Here is a 15,509-nt window from a genome sequence, read left to right as displayed (position 1 = left end):
AGGGGCGCATGGAGTTCCGGCAGTCGAACAAGCTCAGCGAGGTCTGTTACGAGATCCGCGGCCCGGTGATCGAGCACGCCAACGCGCTGGAGGAGGCGGGGCACAGTGTGCTGCGCCTGAACACCGGCAACCCCGCGGCCTTCGGCTTCGAGGCGCCGGAGGAGATCCTCCAGGACATGATCCGGATGCTGCCGCAGGCGCACGGCTACACGGACTCGCGCGGCATCCTCTCGGCCCGCCGCGCGGTCGCCCAGCGCTACCAGAACCTGGGCCTCGAGGTCGGCGTGGACGACGTCTTCCTCGGCAACGGCGTCTCGGAACTGGTCTCCATGGCGGTCACCGCGCTGGTCGAGGACGGCGACGAAATCCTCATCCCCGCCCCGGACTTCCCGCTCTGGACGGCCGTGACAACCCTGGCCGGCGGCAAGGCGGTGCACTACCTGTGCGACGAACAGGCCGACTGGACACCGGATCTGGCCGACATGGCCTCGAAGATCACGGACCGGACGAAGGCCGTGGTCATCATCAACCCCAACAACCCCACGGGCGCGGTGTATCCCAAGGAGGTCGTCGAGGGCATCGTCGACCTCGCCCGCCGGCACGGCCTGATGGTGTTCGCCGACGAGATCTACGACCAGATCCTGTACGACGACGCCGTGCACCACTCGGCCGCCGCTCTCGCCCCCGACCTGGTCGTCCTCACCTTCTGCGGCCTGTCCAAGACGTACCGGGTGGCGGGCTTCCGCTCCGGCTGGCTGGTCGTGACCGGTCCGCGGCAGCACGCGAAGGACTATCTGGAGGGCCTGACGATGCTGGCCTCCATGCGGCTGTGCGCCAACGCGCCCGCGCAGTACGCCATCCAGGCCGCGCTCGGCGGCCGTCAGTCCATCCGCGAACTGACGCTGCCCGGCGGCCGGTTGCACGAACAGCGCAACACCGCCTGGGAGAAGCTCAACGAGATCCCCGGTGTGTCGTGCGTGAAGCCCAAGGGCGCGCTGTACGCGTTCCCGCGCATCGACCCCAAGGTGCACCGGATCCACGACGACGAGAAGTTCGTCCTGGACCTGCTGCTGCGCGAGAAGATCCAGGTGGTCCAGGGCACGGGCTTCAACTGGCCCGCCCCCGACCACTTCCGCATCCTCACCCTGCCCCACGCCGAGGACCTGGAGGCGGCGATCGGCCGGATCGGGCGGTTCCTGAGCGGGTACCGGCAGTAGCCCGTCGTCCGCCTCGTCGGTAACCCGTTTTCCCGCGTTCGCGCACCTGTGCGAAGATCGGCGCGCACGACCGGGGGGACTGCCGCACTCGCGCCCGACCAGCGCCGCATCGCTGTTCCTCCTGGTCCGGTTCGAACAGACCAGGGGGAACAGCATTGTTCGCGCACCGCATACGCCGGGCGACCGTCGCCGCTCTGTGCCTCGCGGCCGTCGGGGGCCCGGCGTCCGCGGCCCAGGCCGTCACCGGCACCGGCACCGGCACCGGCACCGGCACAAGCAGGGACACGGGGACCGACGCGGCGGCCCCGTCCGCGTCCACGCCGTCCCCCACCGGACGCGAGGCCCGGAACGCCGCCCGGTTCTGGACCGCGGCGCGCATGGCCGACGCCCAGCCGCTGGACGGCCCGCGCGCGGCACCGAAGGCGCCCGGGCAGTCGGTGGCGGCGGCAGGGGGGCCGCAGGGCACGGCGTTCCCGGGGACGCGGCTGGTGGGGACGTTCTTCGGGTCCGACGGGCCGGGCGGCACCACCTGGCACTGCACCGGCAGTGTGCTCGACACCGCGGCGCGCAACATCGTCCTGACCGCGGCTCACTGCGGCCTGAACATGAACGCCGACTACATCTTCGTCCCCAAGTTCGTGATGGGCGCGGGCCCCGACCAGCAGCCGTACGGCATCTTCCACATCCAGCGCCTGTTCACCGACCCCCGGTACGTGCCCGACAAGGGGTCGTCGACCACCAGGACGGCGGCGTCCGACCTGGACACCGCCTTCGCCCGGGTCTCGGCCAACCAGCGCGGCCAGAGCCTTCAGGACGCGGTCGGCGGCGGACTGACCTTCACCCAGCCGTCCGGCTACACGAACAAGAACGTGACCGTCGTCGGCTACCCCTCCTACCGGCACAACAGCGCCGGCAGCGCCCTCAAGTGCACCGTCCCCACCAGCCAACTGCCCGGCTTCCGGCAGATGTCGATGACCTGCGGCGGCTACTACGGCGGGGTGTCGGGCAGCCCGTGGATCACCGACTACTCCGACGACGCGCGCACCGGGCACGTCATCGGCAACCTCGGCGGCTACAACGGCGGCGGCAACGACGCGGACGTCGACTACATCAGCTACGCCCCGGCGTTCGGCGCCGACGCGGCGAACCTGCTGGCCGACGCCGTCGCGAACCAGGACCCGCCCACCGATCTGCCGCCCTACAAGGGGCTCCAGGACGCGCTGCCGGGCGGCGCCGCGCGCTGGCGCGGGGCCGCGCTGCTGACCTCCGCCGACTACACCGGCGACCGCCGGGGCGACCTGCTGACCGTCTGGTCCGACGGCGGGATCACCCTGTATCCCGGCGACGGCAAGGGCGGGTTCGGGTCCGAGAAGCGCCTGTTGAAGGCCAACTCCACCTGGACCCACGCCCGCACCCTCAGCGGCGGGGACTTCAACGGCGACGGCCGCGCCGACCTCCTGGTGCGCTGGTCCGACGGCGAGGCCACCCTGTACCCGGCCATCGGCACCGCCGGCCTGGGCCAGGAGGTCCAGATGGCGAAGTCCGGCTCCGCCTGGAAGAACGCCGTGCAGATCACGTCCGGGCAGTTCGACGGCGGCAAGGGCGCCAGTGACCTGCTGGTGCGCTGGTCCGACGGCCGGCTGACCCTGCACACCGGCGTCCGCGCCGGCACCTTCGGCCCGACCCAGCAGCTCCTCAAGGCCAACGACACCTGGACCAAGGCGGCCCTGCTCACCGGCGGGACCTTCGGCGGCTCCAGCGCCGCGGGCCTGCTGGTCCGCTGGGCGGACGGCTCGCTCGACTCCTACGCGGGCACCTCGGCCACCGGGCCCGGCACCCGGTCCCGGGTGCTCGGCCCCAACGGCACGTGGCCCCACGCCCAGGTCATGACGTCCGGCGACTTCACCCCCGACCACAGGAGCAACGACCTGATCGTGCGCTGGTCCGACGGCGAGACCACGCTGTACGCCGACACCGGCACCAACGCCCTCGGCACCGAGAACACGCTGGTCCACCCCGGCACCTGACACCGCGGAGAGGAAGAGGGGGGAACGATGCGCGCGACGACCCGGCCGACCACCGGCATCCTCGCCGTCCTCGTCGCCGGCCTGGCTCTGACGGCCTGCGGCACGACCACCACGACCGACGCCACCGCGGACACGGCCGTACCGCCGTGCCGCACCGCCTCGCTGGCATGGACGCTGACCCTGCTCGGCGCGGACCGGGGCGGACGTGAGGCCCACGCCCGGCTCACGGCCGTCAACAAGGGCCCGGACACCTGTGTCTTCGACGGCTATCCGGGCCTGGAGATCCACAACGGCAAGGCCGAGAGCGTCGAGGGCGCCGGATCCGGCCGCCCCGCCGCCCTCTCCGTGCCCCGCAAGGCAGAGGTCGCGGTGGACGTCCGCTACACGCCCGGTGGCACGAGCGGCACGGGCGACTGGTGCGTGCGCCGGCCAGAAGCGGTGGTCCGGGCACCACACGACTCCCGCCCCGCCGTCGTCCCCGTCACGGACGCCCACGGCAAGGACGCGACGATCGACGCCTGCGGCGAAACCGTGTCCCTGGCACCGCCGCGCCGGATCTGACCGCGGCGGGCAGGGGTACGGCCGTCCGGCGCAGTCCGGCCTGCGGGCGGCGGCCTCCTGTGCCACGGTGGGCGCGTGGGTGACCTCTTCCTCGTCCGGCACGGTGAGACCGAGTGGTCGCGCTCCGGACGGCACACCGGCTGGACCGACGTACCCCTCACCGAGCACGGCCGGGAGGAGGCGCGCCAACTGATGCCGCTGATCCGCTCGCACCGCATCGGGGCCGCCTTCGTCAGCCCGCTCCAGCGGGCCCGGGAGACCGCCGAACTCATCGGGATCCATGACGCCCGGGTCGACGTCGATCTGCGCGAGTGGGACTACGGCGGCTACGAGGGTGTGACCACCGTGGAGATCCAGCGGACCCGGCCCGACTGGTTCCTGTTCACGGACGGGGTCGCACCTGGCCCGCCCGAGCATCCGGGCGAGACTCCCGAGCAGGTCGGCGAACGCGCCGACCGGATGCTGGCCAAGGCCGACGCCGCCCTGTGCAACACCGAGGGCGTGGTCGTCCTCATCGCGCACGGCCACTTCCTCCGCGTCCTGACCGCCCGGTGCCTGGGCCTGCCACCCCAGCGGGGAGCCCTCTTCCAGCTGGCGACGGGCGCCCTGTGCCGCCTCGGCACGGAGCATGCGCGGCCGGTGGTGTCGGGGTGGAACATCCGGCCGTGGCAGGAGTAACGGGCCGTACTCCGTCCCGTGGCCACCGGGACCCCGTTGTCGGACCCGCGCCGTACTCTGCGAGCAGGACGGAGGGAGCACGGAAGGAGTACGGCTGTGAGCGGACCGCGAAGTGCCGCCCAGCGGCGTGTGATCGAGGACGCCGATCCGGTCACCGGGCGGTTGCGGGGTACGCAGGCGCAGCTCGCGGCGCTGGTGAAGCGGGGACTGGCGTTCCGGCATCCGCGACCGCCGCACGACCACTTCCTGACCCCGGCGGGCCATCGGGTACGGGAGGCGGCGCCCGAGGAGGCGCAGGAACCGGCGCCCGCCCCTGGGGTGTTCGCGGCGCGGGTCGGCGGCGAGGAGGAGCCGCCCGCCGACGGGCCTGCGCGGCTGCGCGAGGTGCGCAGTGCCTGGCAGGGGCTGCTGGAGCTGCGCCGGATGACCAACCCGGACGGCGCCGTGGACCGGCCGTGCGGCTGGGAGCGGGCGCATCTGGTGCGGGCCGCGGCGCTCGCCCTGGAGGCGGCCGGGCACCGTCCGGCGGGCGCCGGCGCGGACGGCTACCGGGTCCGGGCGACCCCGCAGCCGGAGGCGGTCGCCGTCCACGCGCCGGACGCCGGGACCCTGGCGGCCTGCGCGGTCACGCTGGAGCGCGCGGGCTGGCAGCCGGGTGAGTACAGCGAGCCACGCACGCGGACGCGCTATCTGCTGGCCTCGCCACGCCGGGTGTGAGCGGCATGCCAGGATCGGGGTGAGTGTGTCGTACACGAGAAGGGGAATCCGTGAGCGAGCCGTTTTCCGTGCGCGTGACCGTGCGCGGTTACGAGACAGACGTGCAGGGCCATCTCAACCAGGCGGTGTACCTCAACTACGCGGAGCACGCCCGCTGGTCGCTGCTGAAGGCGGCCGGTATCGGCCAGGCCGAGCTGGTGGCGCAGGGCGTGGGTCCGGTGGCGCTGGAGACGACGATCCGCTACCGGCGGGAGCTGCTGGCCGGTGACGAGGTCGATGTGACCTGCGCGTTCGAGTGGGGCGAAGGCAAGACCTTCCGGATCGTCCAGGAGGTCCGCAAGACGGACGGCACGGTGGCGGCCGAGATCACCGCGGTCGGCGGGCTGCTGGATCTGCGGGAGCGCAGGCTGGTCACCGATCCCGGCGCGACCTTCAAGGAACTGGGCGCGGATCCGGAGCTGTTCGGCCTGTAGGCACCCGGCCGTGTGCCTACACGTCGAGCAGCTCAGGGCGGTGCTCGGCGTCGTAGGCCGCCCTGGCCCGGGCGATGTATTCCCGGTTGCCCTCGGCCCAGTCGGTGAGCCGGCGCAGGGTGCCGTACAACTCGTGGGCGACCGTGGTGAGTTCGTACTCCACCTTCGGCGGCACCGTCGGATGGACGGTGCGGGTGACGAGGCCGTCACGTTCCAGGTTGCGCAGGGTGAGGGTGAGCATACGGCGGCTGATGCCCTCGATGCCGCGCTCCAGTTCGGTGAACCGGGTGGGACCGTGCGCGGCGGCGACGAGGATCTGCACGCTCCATTTGCCCGCCACCCTGTCAAGAACTTCCCGGATGGGGCAGACCTGCGCGTTCACTGCCTGGGCGGTAACACCCGTGTTCCTCTGGGACATGGGACTTCCTCCTTACGGCGACCCCCATCGTCACTCACGATGTTCCCCGTTACAAGTCGTGCACCAAGGTGCGCTGGAGAAACGGGGAGCCATGTCGGCCACCACAGAGAACGGCACGTCACCGGCGGCGGTGACATCGCCCCGGCTGCACGCACGCTGGACGTCCCTCGCCGTCCTGTGCGCAGGCACGCTGATGACCGTTCTGGACGGCAACATCGTCACGGTCGCGATGCCCGCCATACAGAACGACCTGGGCTTCGACGGACCGGGCCTGGCCTGGGTGGTCAACGCCTATCTGATCGCCTTCGGCGGGCTGCTGTTGCTGGTGGGCCGGCTCGGCGACCTGGTGGGCCGCAAGCGGATGTTCACCACCGGGCTGGTCGTGTTCACCGTGGCGTCGGTGCTGGCCGGAGTGGCCACGACCCAGGGGATGCTGATCGCGGCGCGGGCACTGCAGGGGGCCGGCGGGGCGATGGCCTCGGCCGTGGTGCTCGGCATGCTGGTCGCGCTCTTCCCCGAGCCGCGTGAACAGGCCCGCGCCATCGCGGCGTTCAGCGCGGTCGGCGCGGCCGGCGGGGCGCTCGGCACCTTTCTCGGCGGCGCGCTGACGCAGGCGCTGAGCTGGCACTGGATCTTCCTGATCAATCTGCCGATCGGCGCGGTCGCGTGGGCGGCGGCGGTACGGGTGCTCGCGCCGGAGCGTGGCGCCGGGCTCGGCAGGGGCGCCGACTTTCCGGGGGCCGCGCTGGTCACGGGTGCGCTGATGCTGACGGTGTACGTGATCGTCGGCGCCGACGGCCGGCCCCTGACCGGCACGCTGCTGTTCACGGCCCTCGCCCTCGCCCTGTTCGGGGCGTTCACGCTGCGCCAGGCCCGCGCCGACCGCCCGCTGCTGCGGCTGCGCCTGCTGCGCTCGCGCGTACTGACGGGCGCCAACGCGGTCCAGATGCTGATGATCGCGACGATGTACGGCTTCCAGTTCATCGGCGCGCTGTATCTGCAGAGGGTGCTGGGCTACGGCGAGTTGGCGACCGGAACCGCGTTCCTGCCCGCGCCGATCGCGATCGGGCTGCTGATGCTGGGCCTGTCGGCCCGGACGGTCGCCCGGTACGGCGGCTACCGGGTGCTGCTGGCCGGTCTGGCACTGATCGTGGTCGGCATGGCGCTGCTGAGCCGCGCTCCGGTCCACGCGTCGTACGCCGTCGACGTGCTGCCGGCGCTGCTGCTGCTCTCGGCCGGGTTCGCCGCGGCGATGCCCGCGCTGACCGGGCTCGCGATGTCGGGAGCGCGCGAGGAGGACGCGGGACTGGCGTCGGGGCTGTTCAACACCACTCAGGTGGTGGGTGGTTCACTGGGGCTCGCGGTGCTCAGCACGCTGGCGGCGAGCCGCACCGGCGGCCTCCTCGACCGGGGCGCGGAGCTGATCCCGGCCACGGCGCAGGGGTACCGACTGGCGTTCCGGGTGGCGACCGCGATCGCGGTGGCGGCCCTGGTGCTGGCCGGGGCGGTACTGCGGCCCCGGAGCCGGTGAGGCACACCGTACGGCGGAGGGGCCCGGCCGCTGCGGCCGGGCCCCTCCGCCGACTCCCCCGTCCCTCGGGCCGGTTCAGTGGGCGGCGAAGGTCTCCTTGTGGTCCTCTGCCCACTCCCGGAACGAGCGGGCCGGCCGGCCCAGCACCTGGGGCACGTCGTCGGTCACCGTCGCGTTGCGGCCGTCACGGAGGTAGGCGATCCCGGTCAGGACGTCCTCCACCGCGGCCTCGTCGATGCCGTAGGCGGTACGGAGGAAGTCGCGGGTCTCGTCCGGTGTCAGATTCCGGACGGCGAGCGGGCGGCCGAGCACCTCGGCGAGGACGGCGACCTGGCCCGGGGTGCTGATCGCCGTCGGCCCGGTCAGCGTGTACGTCCGCCCCGCGTGCCCGGGGTCGAGCAGGGCCCGCACCGCCACCTCGGCGATGTCACGCGGGTCGATCACGCCCGACGCCCCGTCGGCGGTCATGTTCGGCACCGACTCGCCCCGGCGCACCGATTCCACCCAGGCCAGCGCGTTCGAGGCGAACGACGACGGCCGCAGGACCGTCCACTGCGCCCCGCTCTCCCGGACCACGCGCTCCCCCTCACCGTGCCAGGCGACGGTCGGACCCGTGGCGGGATCGTCGCTGCCGATGGCGGAGAGCTTCACCAGCCGCCGTACGCCCGCCGCCCGGGCCGCCGCGACCAGCGCCGTGTCGTGGGCGGCGCCGGGACCGGGCGGAGACACCAGGTACGCGGCCGTCACGCCTGCCATCGCCGCCGCCAGGGAATCCGGGTCGGCGTAGTCGCCGCGGACCGTCTCCACCGCGGCGGGCACCCGGGCCCTCGCCGGGTCGCGCGTCAGGGCGCGCACCTTCTCGCCGCGCGCCGCAAGCTGTCGTACGACTTCACTGCCGGTGGTGCCCGTGGCACCCGTCACCAGAATCATGCGGTCCACGATGGGCGGGAGACGGCGGGGGCCTCTTGGAAATTCCGGCACGGTTCACCCGCCCGCCGACCGCGCCGGCGACTTACCGTGGAGTGATGCCGAACGCCATCGCCGAGCAGGACCTGGCCACGCCCGAGGTCCTGCGCCCCTGGATCGCCGGGGTGCGCACGCTGTCCGTGTCCCTCGCCGAGCCCGCCGACAAGCCCTTCGTGCATCTGCCCGCCGCGGTCACCAAGGTGGTGCTGCGGGTGGGGGCGGACGGGCGGCGCGATGTGCTCGCCTCCGGGCCGCGGGTGCGGGCCTCGTACCACTCGGGCAAGGCCCACGTCCGGTGCGTCGAGCTGCGCCTCACGCCGGGCATGACCCGTCCCCTGCTGGGGGTCCACGCCGCCGAACTGGTCGGCCGGGTCGTGCCGTTGGAGGGACTGCCGGGCACGCTGCCGCGCCGGCTCGCGGCCGGGCTGCGCCGGCTGGACCCGCTGGAGGCGGTGCCGTATCTCACCGAGACGCTCCCCGGGCTGCTGGCGGCCGTCGTGGACCCGGCCCGTACGGCGCTGCTGCGGGCGGGCGTCGACGCACTGTCGGTCCGCCCGGACCGGACCCCCGCGCAGGTGCGGGAGGTGGCCCGGGAACTCGCGGTCAGCGAGCGGCAGTTGCGCAACCTCTTCGCCGAAGGAGTCGGGGTCTCCCCCAAGCACTACGCCCGCATCGACCGCGTCCGTACGGTCGTCACCCGGGCCGGGCACGCCCCATGGTCCCAACTGGCCGCCGCGACCGGATACTTCGACCAGTCACACATGACGTCCGACTTCCGGGCGCTGATGGGGGTGCCGCCGCGCTCGTACTTCACCGGCCGGCTGCCCGCCCTGACGCCCTGCCGGTCGGTGCCGCGTTTCTGAGCGGGCCCGCTCGGGGCGTGGTCCGATCCCGGCGGAGCGGCAGGGGTACCCCCGTCGGGGCCGGAGGACGACTCCGGCCCCCGCTCCGCGACTGGTTCAGCCCGTGTGTGCCAGCTCCTCCCCCGCCTCCATCGGATGGGTGACGTCCTCGGCCTCCTTGCCGCGGCCGAGGTGGTTGAAGACGAGGTTGAGCACAACGGCGGTGATACAGCCGGTGGAGATGCCGGAATCGAGGACGATCTTCGCGGTTGCGGGGAAGGCGTGGTAGAAGTCCGGCGCGGTGATCGGGATGATGCCGACGGCCAGGGAGACGGCGACGATCAGGACGTTGTTGTCCTTCTCCAGCCTGGCCCGGACGAGGGTCTGGATGCCGCTCGCGGCGACGGAGCCGAACAGGACGATGCCGGCGCCGCCGAGGACGGGACGGGGGACGACCGCGATGAGCGAGGCGGCCATCGGACACAGGCCCATCAGGACCAGGAACCCGCCGCCCACGGCGACGACGAAGCGGCTGCGGATCCGGGTCATGGCGACGAGGCCGATGTTCTGGGCGAAGGCGCTGCACATGAAGCCGTTGAACAGCGGGCTGAGGGCGGAGCCGAGGGTGTCGGCGCGCAGGCCCGCCGCGATGGTCCTCTCGTCCGAGGGGCGTTCGACGATCTCGCCGAGGGCGAGCATGTCGGCCGTGGACTCGGTCATGGAGACCACCATCACCACGCACATCGACAGGATCGCCGCGAGGTGGAAGGTCGGTGCCCCGAAGTGGAACGGGGTCGGGAAGCCGACGACGTCGGCGTGCGCGACGGGGCTGAAGTCCGTGGCGCCGACGGGTATCGCGATGAGCGTGCCGAGGACCAGGCCGAGCAGGACCGCGATCTGCTTGACGAAGCCGCGGGTGAAACGGCGCAGGAGCAAAACGATCAGCAGGGTGATCCCGGCGAGGGTGAGGTTGCTGGTCGAGCCGTAGTCGCTCGCCTTGGCGTCGGGGCCCTGGGCCCAGCCGAAGGCCACGGGGAGCAGGGAGACGCCGATCAGGGTGATGACCGAGCCCGTGACGACCGGCGGGAAGAAGCGGACGGCCTTGCTGAAGAAGGGGGCGGCGAGGAAACCGAGCAGACCGGCGACGATCACCGCGCCGTAGATCATCGGCAGGGCGTCGGACTTGTCCTTGGCGGAGGCGACGATGGCCGTCATGGGGGCGACGCCGGCGAAGGTGACGCCGTTGACGAAGGGCAGCCGGGCGCCGATCTTCCAGAAGCCGAGGGTCTGGAGGAACGTGGCGAGGCCGGCGGTGAAGAGGCAGGCTCCGGTGAGGAAGGTGAGATCGGCGCCGGAGAGGCCAACGGCCGCGCCGACGATCAGGGGTGGTGCGACGACTCCCGCGTACATGGCGGCCACGTGCTGCAGGCCGCTGGTCGCCATTTTGAGGGCGGGGAGTTTCTCGTCAACAGGATGGGCGGCCACGGCGGCTCCTCCGGTCGGGTAACACGTCTCAGGCGTGGGTTTCATGGAGGTGGTACGTGTGGTCGTGCGGGACCGGGGACGGGTCACTCGAGCGGTGAGCTGTGAGGGGTGACCGTTCCGGGGTGCGTGCGTCCACACACACCCCGGAGCGGCTGCCGCGGACCCCGCTCGGGTCCACGGTTCCCGGCCGGGAGCCGTCCCTCCCGGCCGGAGTCTTCCGGCCGACCGTCTCCACAAGGCGACGACCGAGCCTTCCGGCGAGCCGACCACATCCGCGGCCCTCCGAGTTGTCCGGAGGGCCGGCCGTGTGGTCGGCCGCCGGGTTGTCCGGCGTATCGGTCCCGTGGAGCCCCGCCGGGGCCTCCGGCGGGGCTCCCCCTGTACGGGGAAACCGCCCGGAATCCTCCGGTGGTGCGTCCACAGGGACGACAGCCGAGTTGTCCAGTTGTCCTGCTGTCCAGCTGTCCGGCGAGCCACCGGGAAGGCGGCCGCCGGGCTTCCGGCGTACGCCCGACAGGGCGGTCACCGAGAGCCCCGGCACACGGCCCCGCAGGGCATGCACCACCGAACCTCCCGACGCCCGACCCCCGCAGGGAACGCTCGCCAAGTGCTCCGGTGCCGGCCCCCGCGGGGACGGCCACCGAAGGCCCCGGTGTCGGCCCCGCAGGGCCCGGCCGGGTTTTCCCGGTGAGACCGGTCCGGGTGGGGCCGGTCTCGCCGGAGTGTGGGGTGGATCAGGCCTGGGCGGCGATCCGGGCGAGGCGCTGGGCCTCCTCGCGGGTGGAGCGGGCGATGGCGTCCTCGTCGACCGTCACCAGACGCCCGCTGTCCACGATCTGGCGGCCGTTGACGAAGGACGCGGTGATCGGGGCCGCTGCGCCGAAGACCAGCGCGGTCACCGGGTCGGCGATGGAGGCGTGCGCGAGGGTGTCCATCTTCCACAGCACCACGTCGGCCAGCTTGCCCGGCTCCAGCGAGCCGATCTGGCCGGCCCGGCCGAGGACCTGGGCGCCGCCGTAGGTGCCGAGCCGCAGCGCCTGGCGGGCGTTGAGTGCGGCCTCGCGGTGGGCGCCGAGGCGGTTGATCAGCAGGGCGTTGCGCAGTTCGGTGTGGAGTTCACCGGACTCGTTGGACGCCGTACCGTCGACGCCCAGACCGACCGGGACACCGGCCGCGAGCATGTCCGGGACCCGCGCGATACCGGCCGCCAGGCGGGCGTTGGAGGACGGGCAGTGGGCGACACCGGTCTTCGTACGGCCGAAGGCGGCGATGTCGGAGTCGTTCATGTGGACGCAGTGCGCCATCCACACGTCCTCGCCGAGCCAGCCGGTGGACTCGAAGTAGTCGGTCGGGCCCATGCCGAACAGCTCGTGGCAGAACTTCTCCTCCTCCACGGTCTCCGAGCCGTGGGTGTGCAGCCGTACGCCCAGACGGCGGGCCAACTCGGCGCCCTGACGCAGGAGTTCGGTCGACACCGAGAACGGGGAACAGGGGGCCACGGCCACCTGGGTCATGGCGTCGAAAGAGGCGTCGTGGTGCTTCTTGACGGTCTCCTCGGTCGCCGCGAGCGCACCCTCCAGCGTCTCCACGGCGAAGTCCGGCGGCAGGCCGCCGTCCTTCTCGCTGCGGTCCATCGAGCCACGGGCCAGCGTGAAGCGGACGCCCATCTCGGCGGCGGCGCGGATGATCGAACCGGACAGGTCGCCGGAGCCCTGCGGGTAGACGTAGTGATGGTCCATGGCGGTGGTGACACCGCCGCGGGCCATCATGGCGAGGGAGCCCTGCGCTGCCGCGTACGTCATCTGCTCGTCGATGCGCGCCCAGGTGGGGTAGAGCGCGACGAGCCAGTTGAACAGGTTGTGGTCGGTGGCCAGGCCCCGGGTGATCCACTGGTAGAAGTGGTGGTGGGTGTTGACCAGACCGGGCGTGGCCAGATGGCCGCGCGCGTCGATCCGGCGCACCACGTTCTCAAGGTCGTCGGGAGCGTTGCCCGCGCCGACCGACTCGATGCGGTTGCCGGCGAGGACCAGGTACCCGGAGGCGTACTCGGTGTCGCTCGCGTCCACGGTCGCGATCGCGCAGTTCTCGATGACGATGCGCTGGTCTGCCGATGGTGCCATCGTGCTTCCTTGTCTTTCGGTGGCGGCCCGGGGACGGGGAGGCAGTGTCCGCGGGGAGGGCACGGCAGGACCCTAGGAGGATTTGAGTGCCGGAGCGGTGCTGCCACTCCGGGTGCCGAGATGGTGGAAGAACAGGTTGAGCAGGACGGCGACGAGCGCGCCCGCGCTGATGCCGGAGCCGAGCACGGTCTGCGCCCAGGCCGGGAAGGCGTCGTAGAAGGTCGGTGCAGCCAGCGGGATGATGCCGGCGCCGAGTGCCACGGCGACCAGGATGATGTTGGAGCTGTCGTCGAGGCCCGCTTCCGACAGCGTACGGATGCCGCTGACCGCGATGGAGCCGAAGAGCACGATGCCCGCGCCGCCGAGGACCGGCATGGGGACCAGGGAGACGACCGCGCCGAGGACCGGGAAGGCGCCGAGGACCAGCAGGGTGCCGCCGGCGACGGCGACGACATAGCGGCTGCGCACCCGGGTCAGCGAGACCACTCCGACGTTCTGGGCGAAGGCGGAGGTGGGGAAGCCGCCGAAGACCGGGCCGATCAGGGTGGCGAAGCCGTCGGTGCGCAGGCCCCGGGTGATGGTCCTCGCGTCCGTGCGGCGGTCGCAGATCTCACCGAGGGCCAGCATGCCGGCGCTGGACTCGGTCATCAGGACGAGCATCACGATGCACAGCGACAGGATGGCCGCCGGCTGGAACTCGGGGGCGCCGAAGGCGAACGGCGTGGGCAGCGCGGCGACGGGCGCGGACTTGAGTGCGCCGAAGTCGGCCATGCCGAACGGGATCGCGGCCAGGGTGCCGATGAGCAGCCCGAAGAGCAGGGCGACCTGCTTGACGAAGCCGCGGCCGAAGCGCTGGATCAGCAGGATGACGGCGAGGGTGAACCCGGCGAGTGCGAGGTGGCGCATGGAGCCGAAGTCGGCGGCGGTCTTGTCGCCGCCCTGGGCCCAGCTCACCGGGACGGGCATCAGGGTGACGCCGATCAGGGTGATGACGATGCCGGTGACCAGCGGCGGGAAGAAGCGCAGCAGCCGTCCGAAGAACGGTCCGACGGCGAGGCAGAAGACACCGGCGACCATCACCGCGCCGTAGATGGCGGGGAGTTGGTGCCCGTTGCCGTTGGTCTCGGCGATCGCGAGGATCGGGGCGATGCCGGCGGAGGAGGCGGCGTTGACGAAGGGCAGCCGGTTGCCGACGAAGCCCTTGACGCCGAGGGTCTGCAGGAGGGTCGCGACGCCCGCGACGAGCAGGCTCGCGGCGATCAGCCGGGTGCGGGCCGCGACGTCGAGTCCGCAGGCCTGGCCGATGATGAGCGGAGGAGTGACAACGCCCGCGTACATCGCGGCGATGTGCTGGAGCGCGGCGGGGACGAGCCGCGTCGGGTGGAGCTTTTCGTCCACCGGGTGCACGGACGTGACGGCGTCCTCGGTGTGCACCGGCGGGGTGGAACACGGGGCTGAGTCGGGCCCCTTCGCAGGCAGTGCCATTTCGTTCCCTCCGGTGTGGCGTGTCCCCGGTCCGGGCGGCGGGACCGGGGACGCGCGTCCCGCGTCAGAGGTTGGTCAGGTCGACCGGGATCTTCGGCTCGCAGCCGTCACGCAGGACGGTCGCCTCGATCAGGCCGTAGGGCCGGTCGGCCGCGAAGTAGACCTCGTTGTCGTTCTTGAGCCCGAAGGGCTCGAGGTCGACCAGGAAGTGGTGCTTGTTCGGCAGCGAGAAGCGGACCTCGTCGATCTCGCTCCGGTTGTTGATGATGCGCGCACCCATCTGGTACAGCGTCTGCTGCAGGGAGAGGGAGTAGGTCTCGGCGAAGGCCTGGAGCATGTGCTTCTTGACCTGCTCGTAGGACTTCTCCCAGTTGGGCATCTTCTGCTCGTCGTCGGTCCAGTTGAACCGCCAGCGGGCGGAGACCGAGGTCGCCAGGATGCGGTCGTACGCCTCCTGCAGGGTGGTGTACTTGTCCTTGACGTAGCCCCAGAACTCGGAGTTGGTCGAGTTCATCACCGTCAGGTCCTTCAGACCCGAGATGATCTCCCAGTTCTCACCGTCGTAGGTGATCTGGGTGACGCGGGTCTCCTGGCCCTTCTTCACGAAGGAGTGCTTGACCTCGTCCGCGCCGATGAACTTGGAGTTGGCGTCGGAGGTCTCGATCCGCTCCCAGGCGTACTCCTCGATCCGGATCCGGGCGCGCCGGATCGGCTCCTGCGAGCCGACGAAGTGGCGGGCGAGGTGGATGCCGAACTGCTCGGCGGACTCGATGCCGTGCTCCTTGGCGAACGCGAACACCGTGTTCTTGGTGGTGTCGGTCGGCAGCACGTTGGCGTTGGAGCCGGAGTAGTGGACCTCCTCCATGTCGCCGCTCAGGGCGACGGAGACGTTGAGGTCCTTGATGTGGTGGGTGGCGCCGTCCCGCGTGATCTTGACGACTCGGTTCTCGGCCTTGCCGTACTGGTTCTGTCCCAGAATGGTGGGCATT

Annotated in this window: 14 protein-coding genes; 8 read left to right on the top strand and 6 right to left on the bottom strand. The window is 71.8% G+C overall.

What is annotated here, in order from left to right:
- Nucleotides 1-8: 8 nt before the first annotated feature.
- From GQF42_RS33540 to GQF42_RS33515, 6 genes are all read left to right on the top strand, one after another.
- Nucleotides 9-1,217 (top strand): pyridoxal phosphate-dependent aminotransferase, encoded by a 1,209-nt coding sequence (locus GQF42_RS33540; RefSeq protein ID WP_158926222.1) that lies wholly within the window; start codon nt 9-11, stop codon nt 1,215-1,217.
- A 155-nt stretch (nt 1,218-1,372) separates the two neighbouring features.
- Nucleotides 1,373-3,244: an FG-GAP-like repeat-containing protein gene (locus GQF42_RS33535; RefSeq protein ID WP_233273534.1), complete on the top strand. Its 1,872-nt coding sequence runs from the start codon at nt 1,373-1,375 to the stop codon at nt 3,242-3,244.
- 27 nt (nt 3,245-3,271) lie between these two features.
- Entirely contained in the window at nt 3,272-3,805 is a 534-nt protein-coding gene (locus GQF42_RS33530) for a DUF4232 domain-containing protein (RefSeq protein WP_158926220.1), read from the top strand.
- 75 nt (nt 3,806-3,880) lie between these two features.
- Nucleotides 3,881-4,483, top strand: coding sequence for a histidine phosphatase family protein (locus GQF42_RS33525; protein ID WP_158926218.1), 603 nt, complete (start codon nt 3,881-3,883; stop codon nt 4,481-4,483).
- Between the two features lie 96 nt (nt 4,484-4,579).
- Nucleotides 4,580-5,200, top strand: a complete 621-nt coding sequence (locus GQF42_RS33520; protein ID WP_158926216.1) for a hypothetical protein — start codon at nt 4,580-4,582, stop codon at nt 5,198-5,200.
- 50 nt (nt 5,201-5,250) lie between these two features.
- A complete protein-coding gene (locus tag GQF42_RS33515) occupies nt 5,251-5,673 on the top strand; it encodes an acyl-CoA thioesterase (RefSeq protein ID WP_158926214.1) in 423 nt (140 codons plus the stop codon).
- A 16-nt stretch (nt 5,674-5,689) separates the two neighbouring features.
- Here GQF42_RS33515 and GQF42_RS33510 read toward each other — a convergent pair whose 3' ends face one another.
- Entirely contained in the window at nt 5,690-6,091 is a 402-nt protein-coding gene (locus GQF42_RS33510; protein WP_199272886.1) for a winged helix-turn-helix transcriptional regulator, read from the bottom strand.
- A gap of 91 nt (nt 6,092-6,182) precedes the next feature.
- On the opposite strand from GQF42_RS33510, the gene GQF42_RS33505 reads away from it, so the two are divergent.
- Nucleotides 6,183-7,622, top strand: coding sequence for an MFS transporter (locus GQF42_RS33505; protein ID WP_158926212.1), 1,440 nt, complete (start codon nt 6,183-6,185; stop codon nt 7,620-7,622).
- Nucleotides 7,623-7,697: 75 nt separating this feature from the next.
- On the opposite strand, the gene GQF42_RS33500 is transcribed toward GQF42_RS33505, so the two are convergent.
- Nucleotides 7,698-8,552 (bottom strand): NAD(P)H-binding protein, encoded by an 855-nt coding sequence (locus GQF42_RS33500; protein ID WP_407699504.1) that lies wholly within the window; start codon nt 8,550-8,552, stop codon nt 7,698-7,700.
- A gap of 95 nt (nt 8,553-8,647) precedes the next feature.
- On the opposite strand from GQF42_RS33500, the gene GQF42_RS33495 reads away from it, so the two are divergent.
- Nucleotides 8,648-9,451, top strand: coding sequence for an AraC family transcriptional regulator (locus GQF42_RS33495; protein ID WP_158926208.1), 804 nt, complete (start codon nt 8,648-8,650; stop codon nt 9,449-9,451).
- Between the two features lie 96 nt (nt 9,452-9,547).
- Here the strand turns inward: GQF42_RS33495 and GQF42_RS33490 are convergent, their stop codons facing one another.
- The 4 genes from GQF42_RS33490 to pucL form a co-directional block, all read right to left on the bottom strand.
- Nucleotides 9,548-10,915: a nucleobase:cation symporter-2 family protein gene (locus GQF42_RS33490; RefSeq protein ID WP_158926206.1), complete on the bottom strand. Its 1,368-nt coding sequence runs from the start codon at nt 10,913-10,915 to the stop codon at nt 9,548-9,550.
- Between the two features lie 734 nt (nt 10,916-11,649).
- Nucleotides 11,650-13,035, bottom strand: coding sequence for an 8-oxoguanine deaminase (locus tag GQF42_RS33485; RefSeq protein WP_158926204.1), 1,386 nt, complete (start codon nt 13,033-13,035; stop codon nt 11,650-11,652).
- Nucleotides 13,036-13,107: 72 nt separating this feature from the next.
- Nucleotides 13,108-14,520: a nucleobase:cation symporter-2 family protein gene (locus GQF42_RS33480; protein ID WP_158926202.1), complete on the bottom strand. Its 1,413-nt coding sequence runs from the start codon at nt 14,518-14,520 to the stop codon at nt 13,108-13,110.
- 64 nt (nt 14,521-14,584) lie between these two features.
- Nucleotides 14,585-15,508 carry a factor-independent urate hydroxylase gene (gene pucL / locus GQF42_RS33475; protein WP_158926200.1) on the bottom strand — a complete coding sequence of 308 codons (924 nt, stop codon included), beginning with the start codon at nt 15,506-15,508 and terminating at the stop codon, nt 14,585-14,587.
- Nucleotide 15,509: the final 1 nt, after the last annotated feature.

Source organism: Streptomyces broussonetiae (assembly GCF_009796285.1).
GTDB classification, from domain to species: domain Bacteria; phylum Actinomycetota; class Actinomycetes; order Streptomycetales; family Streptomycetaceae; genus Streptomyces; species Streptomyces broussonetiae.
Note: the sequence above shows the minus strand (reverse complement) of the source record. Positions and strands in the feature narration are given on the sequence as shown.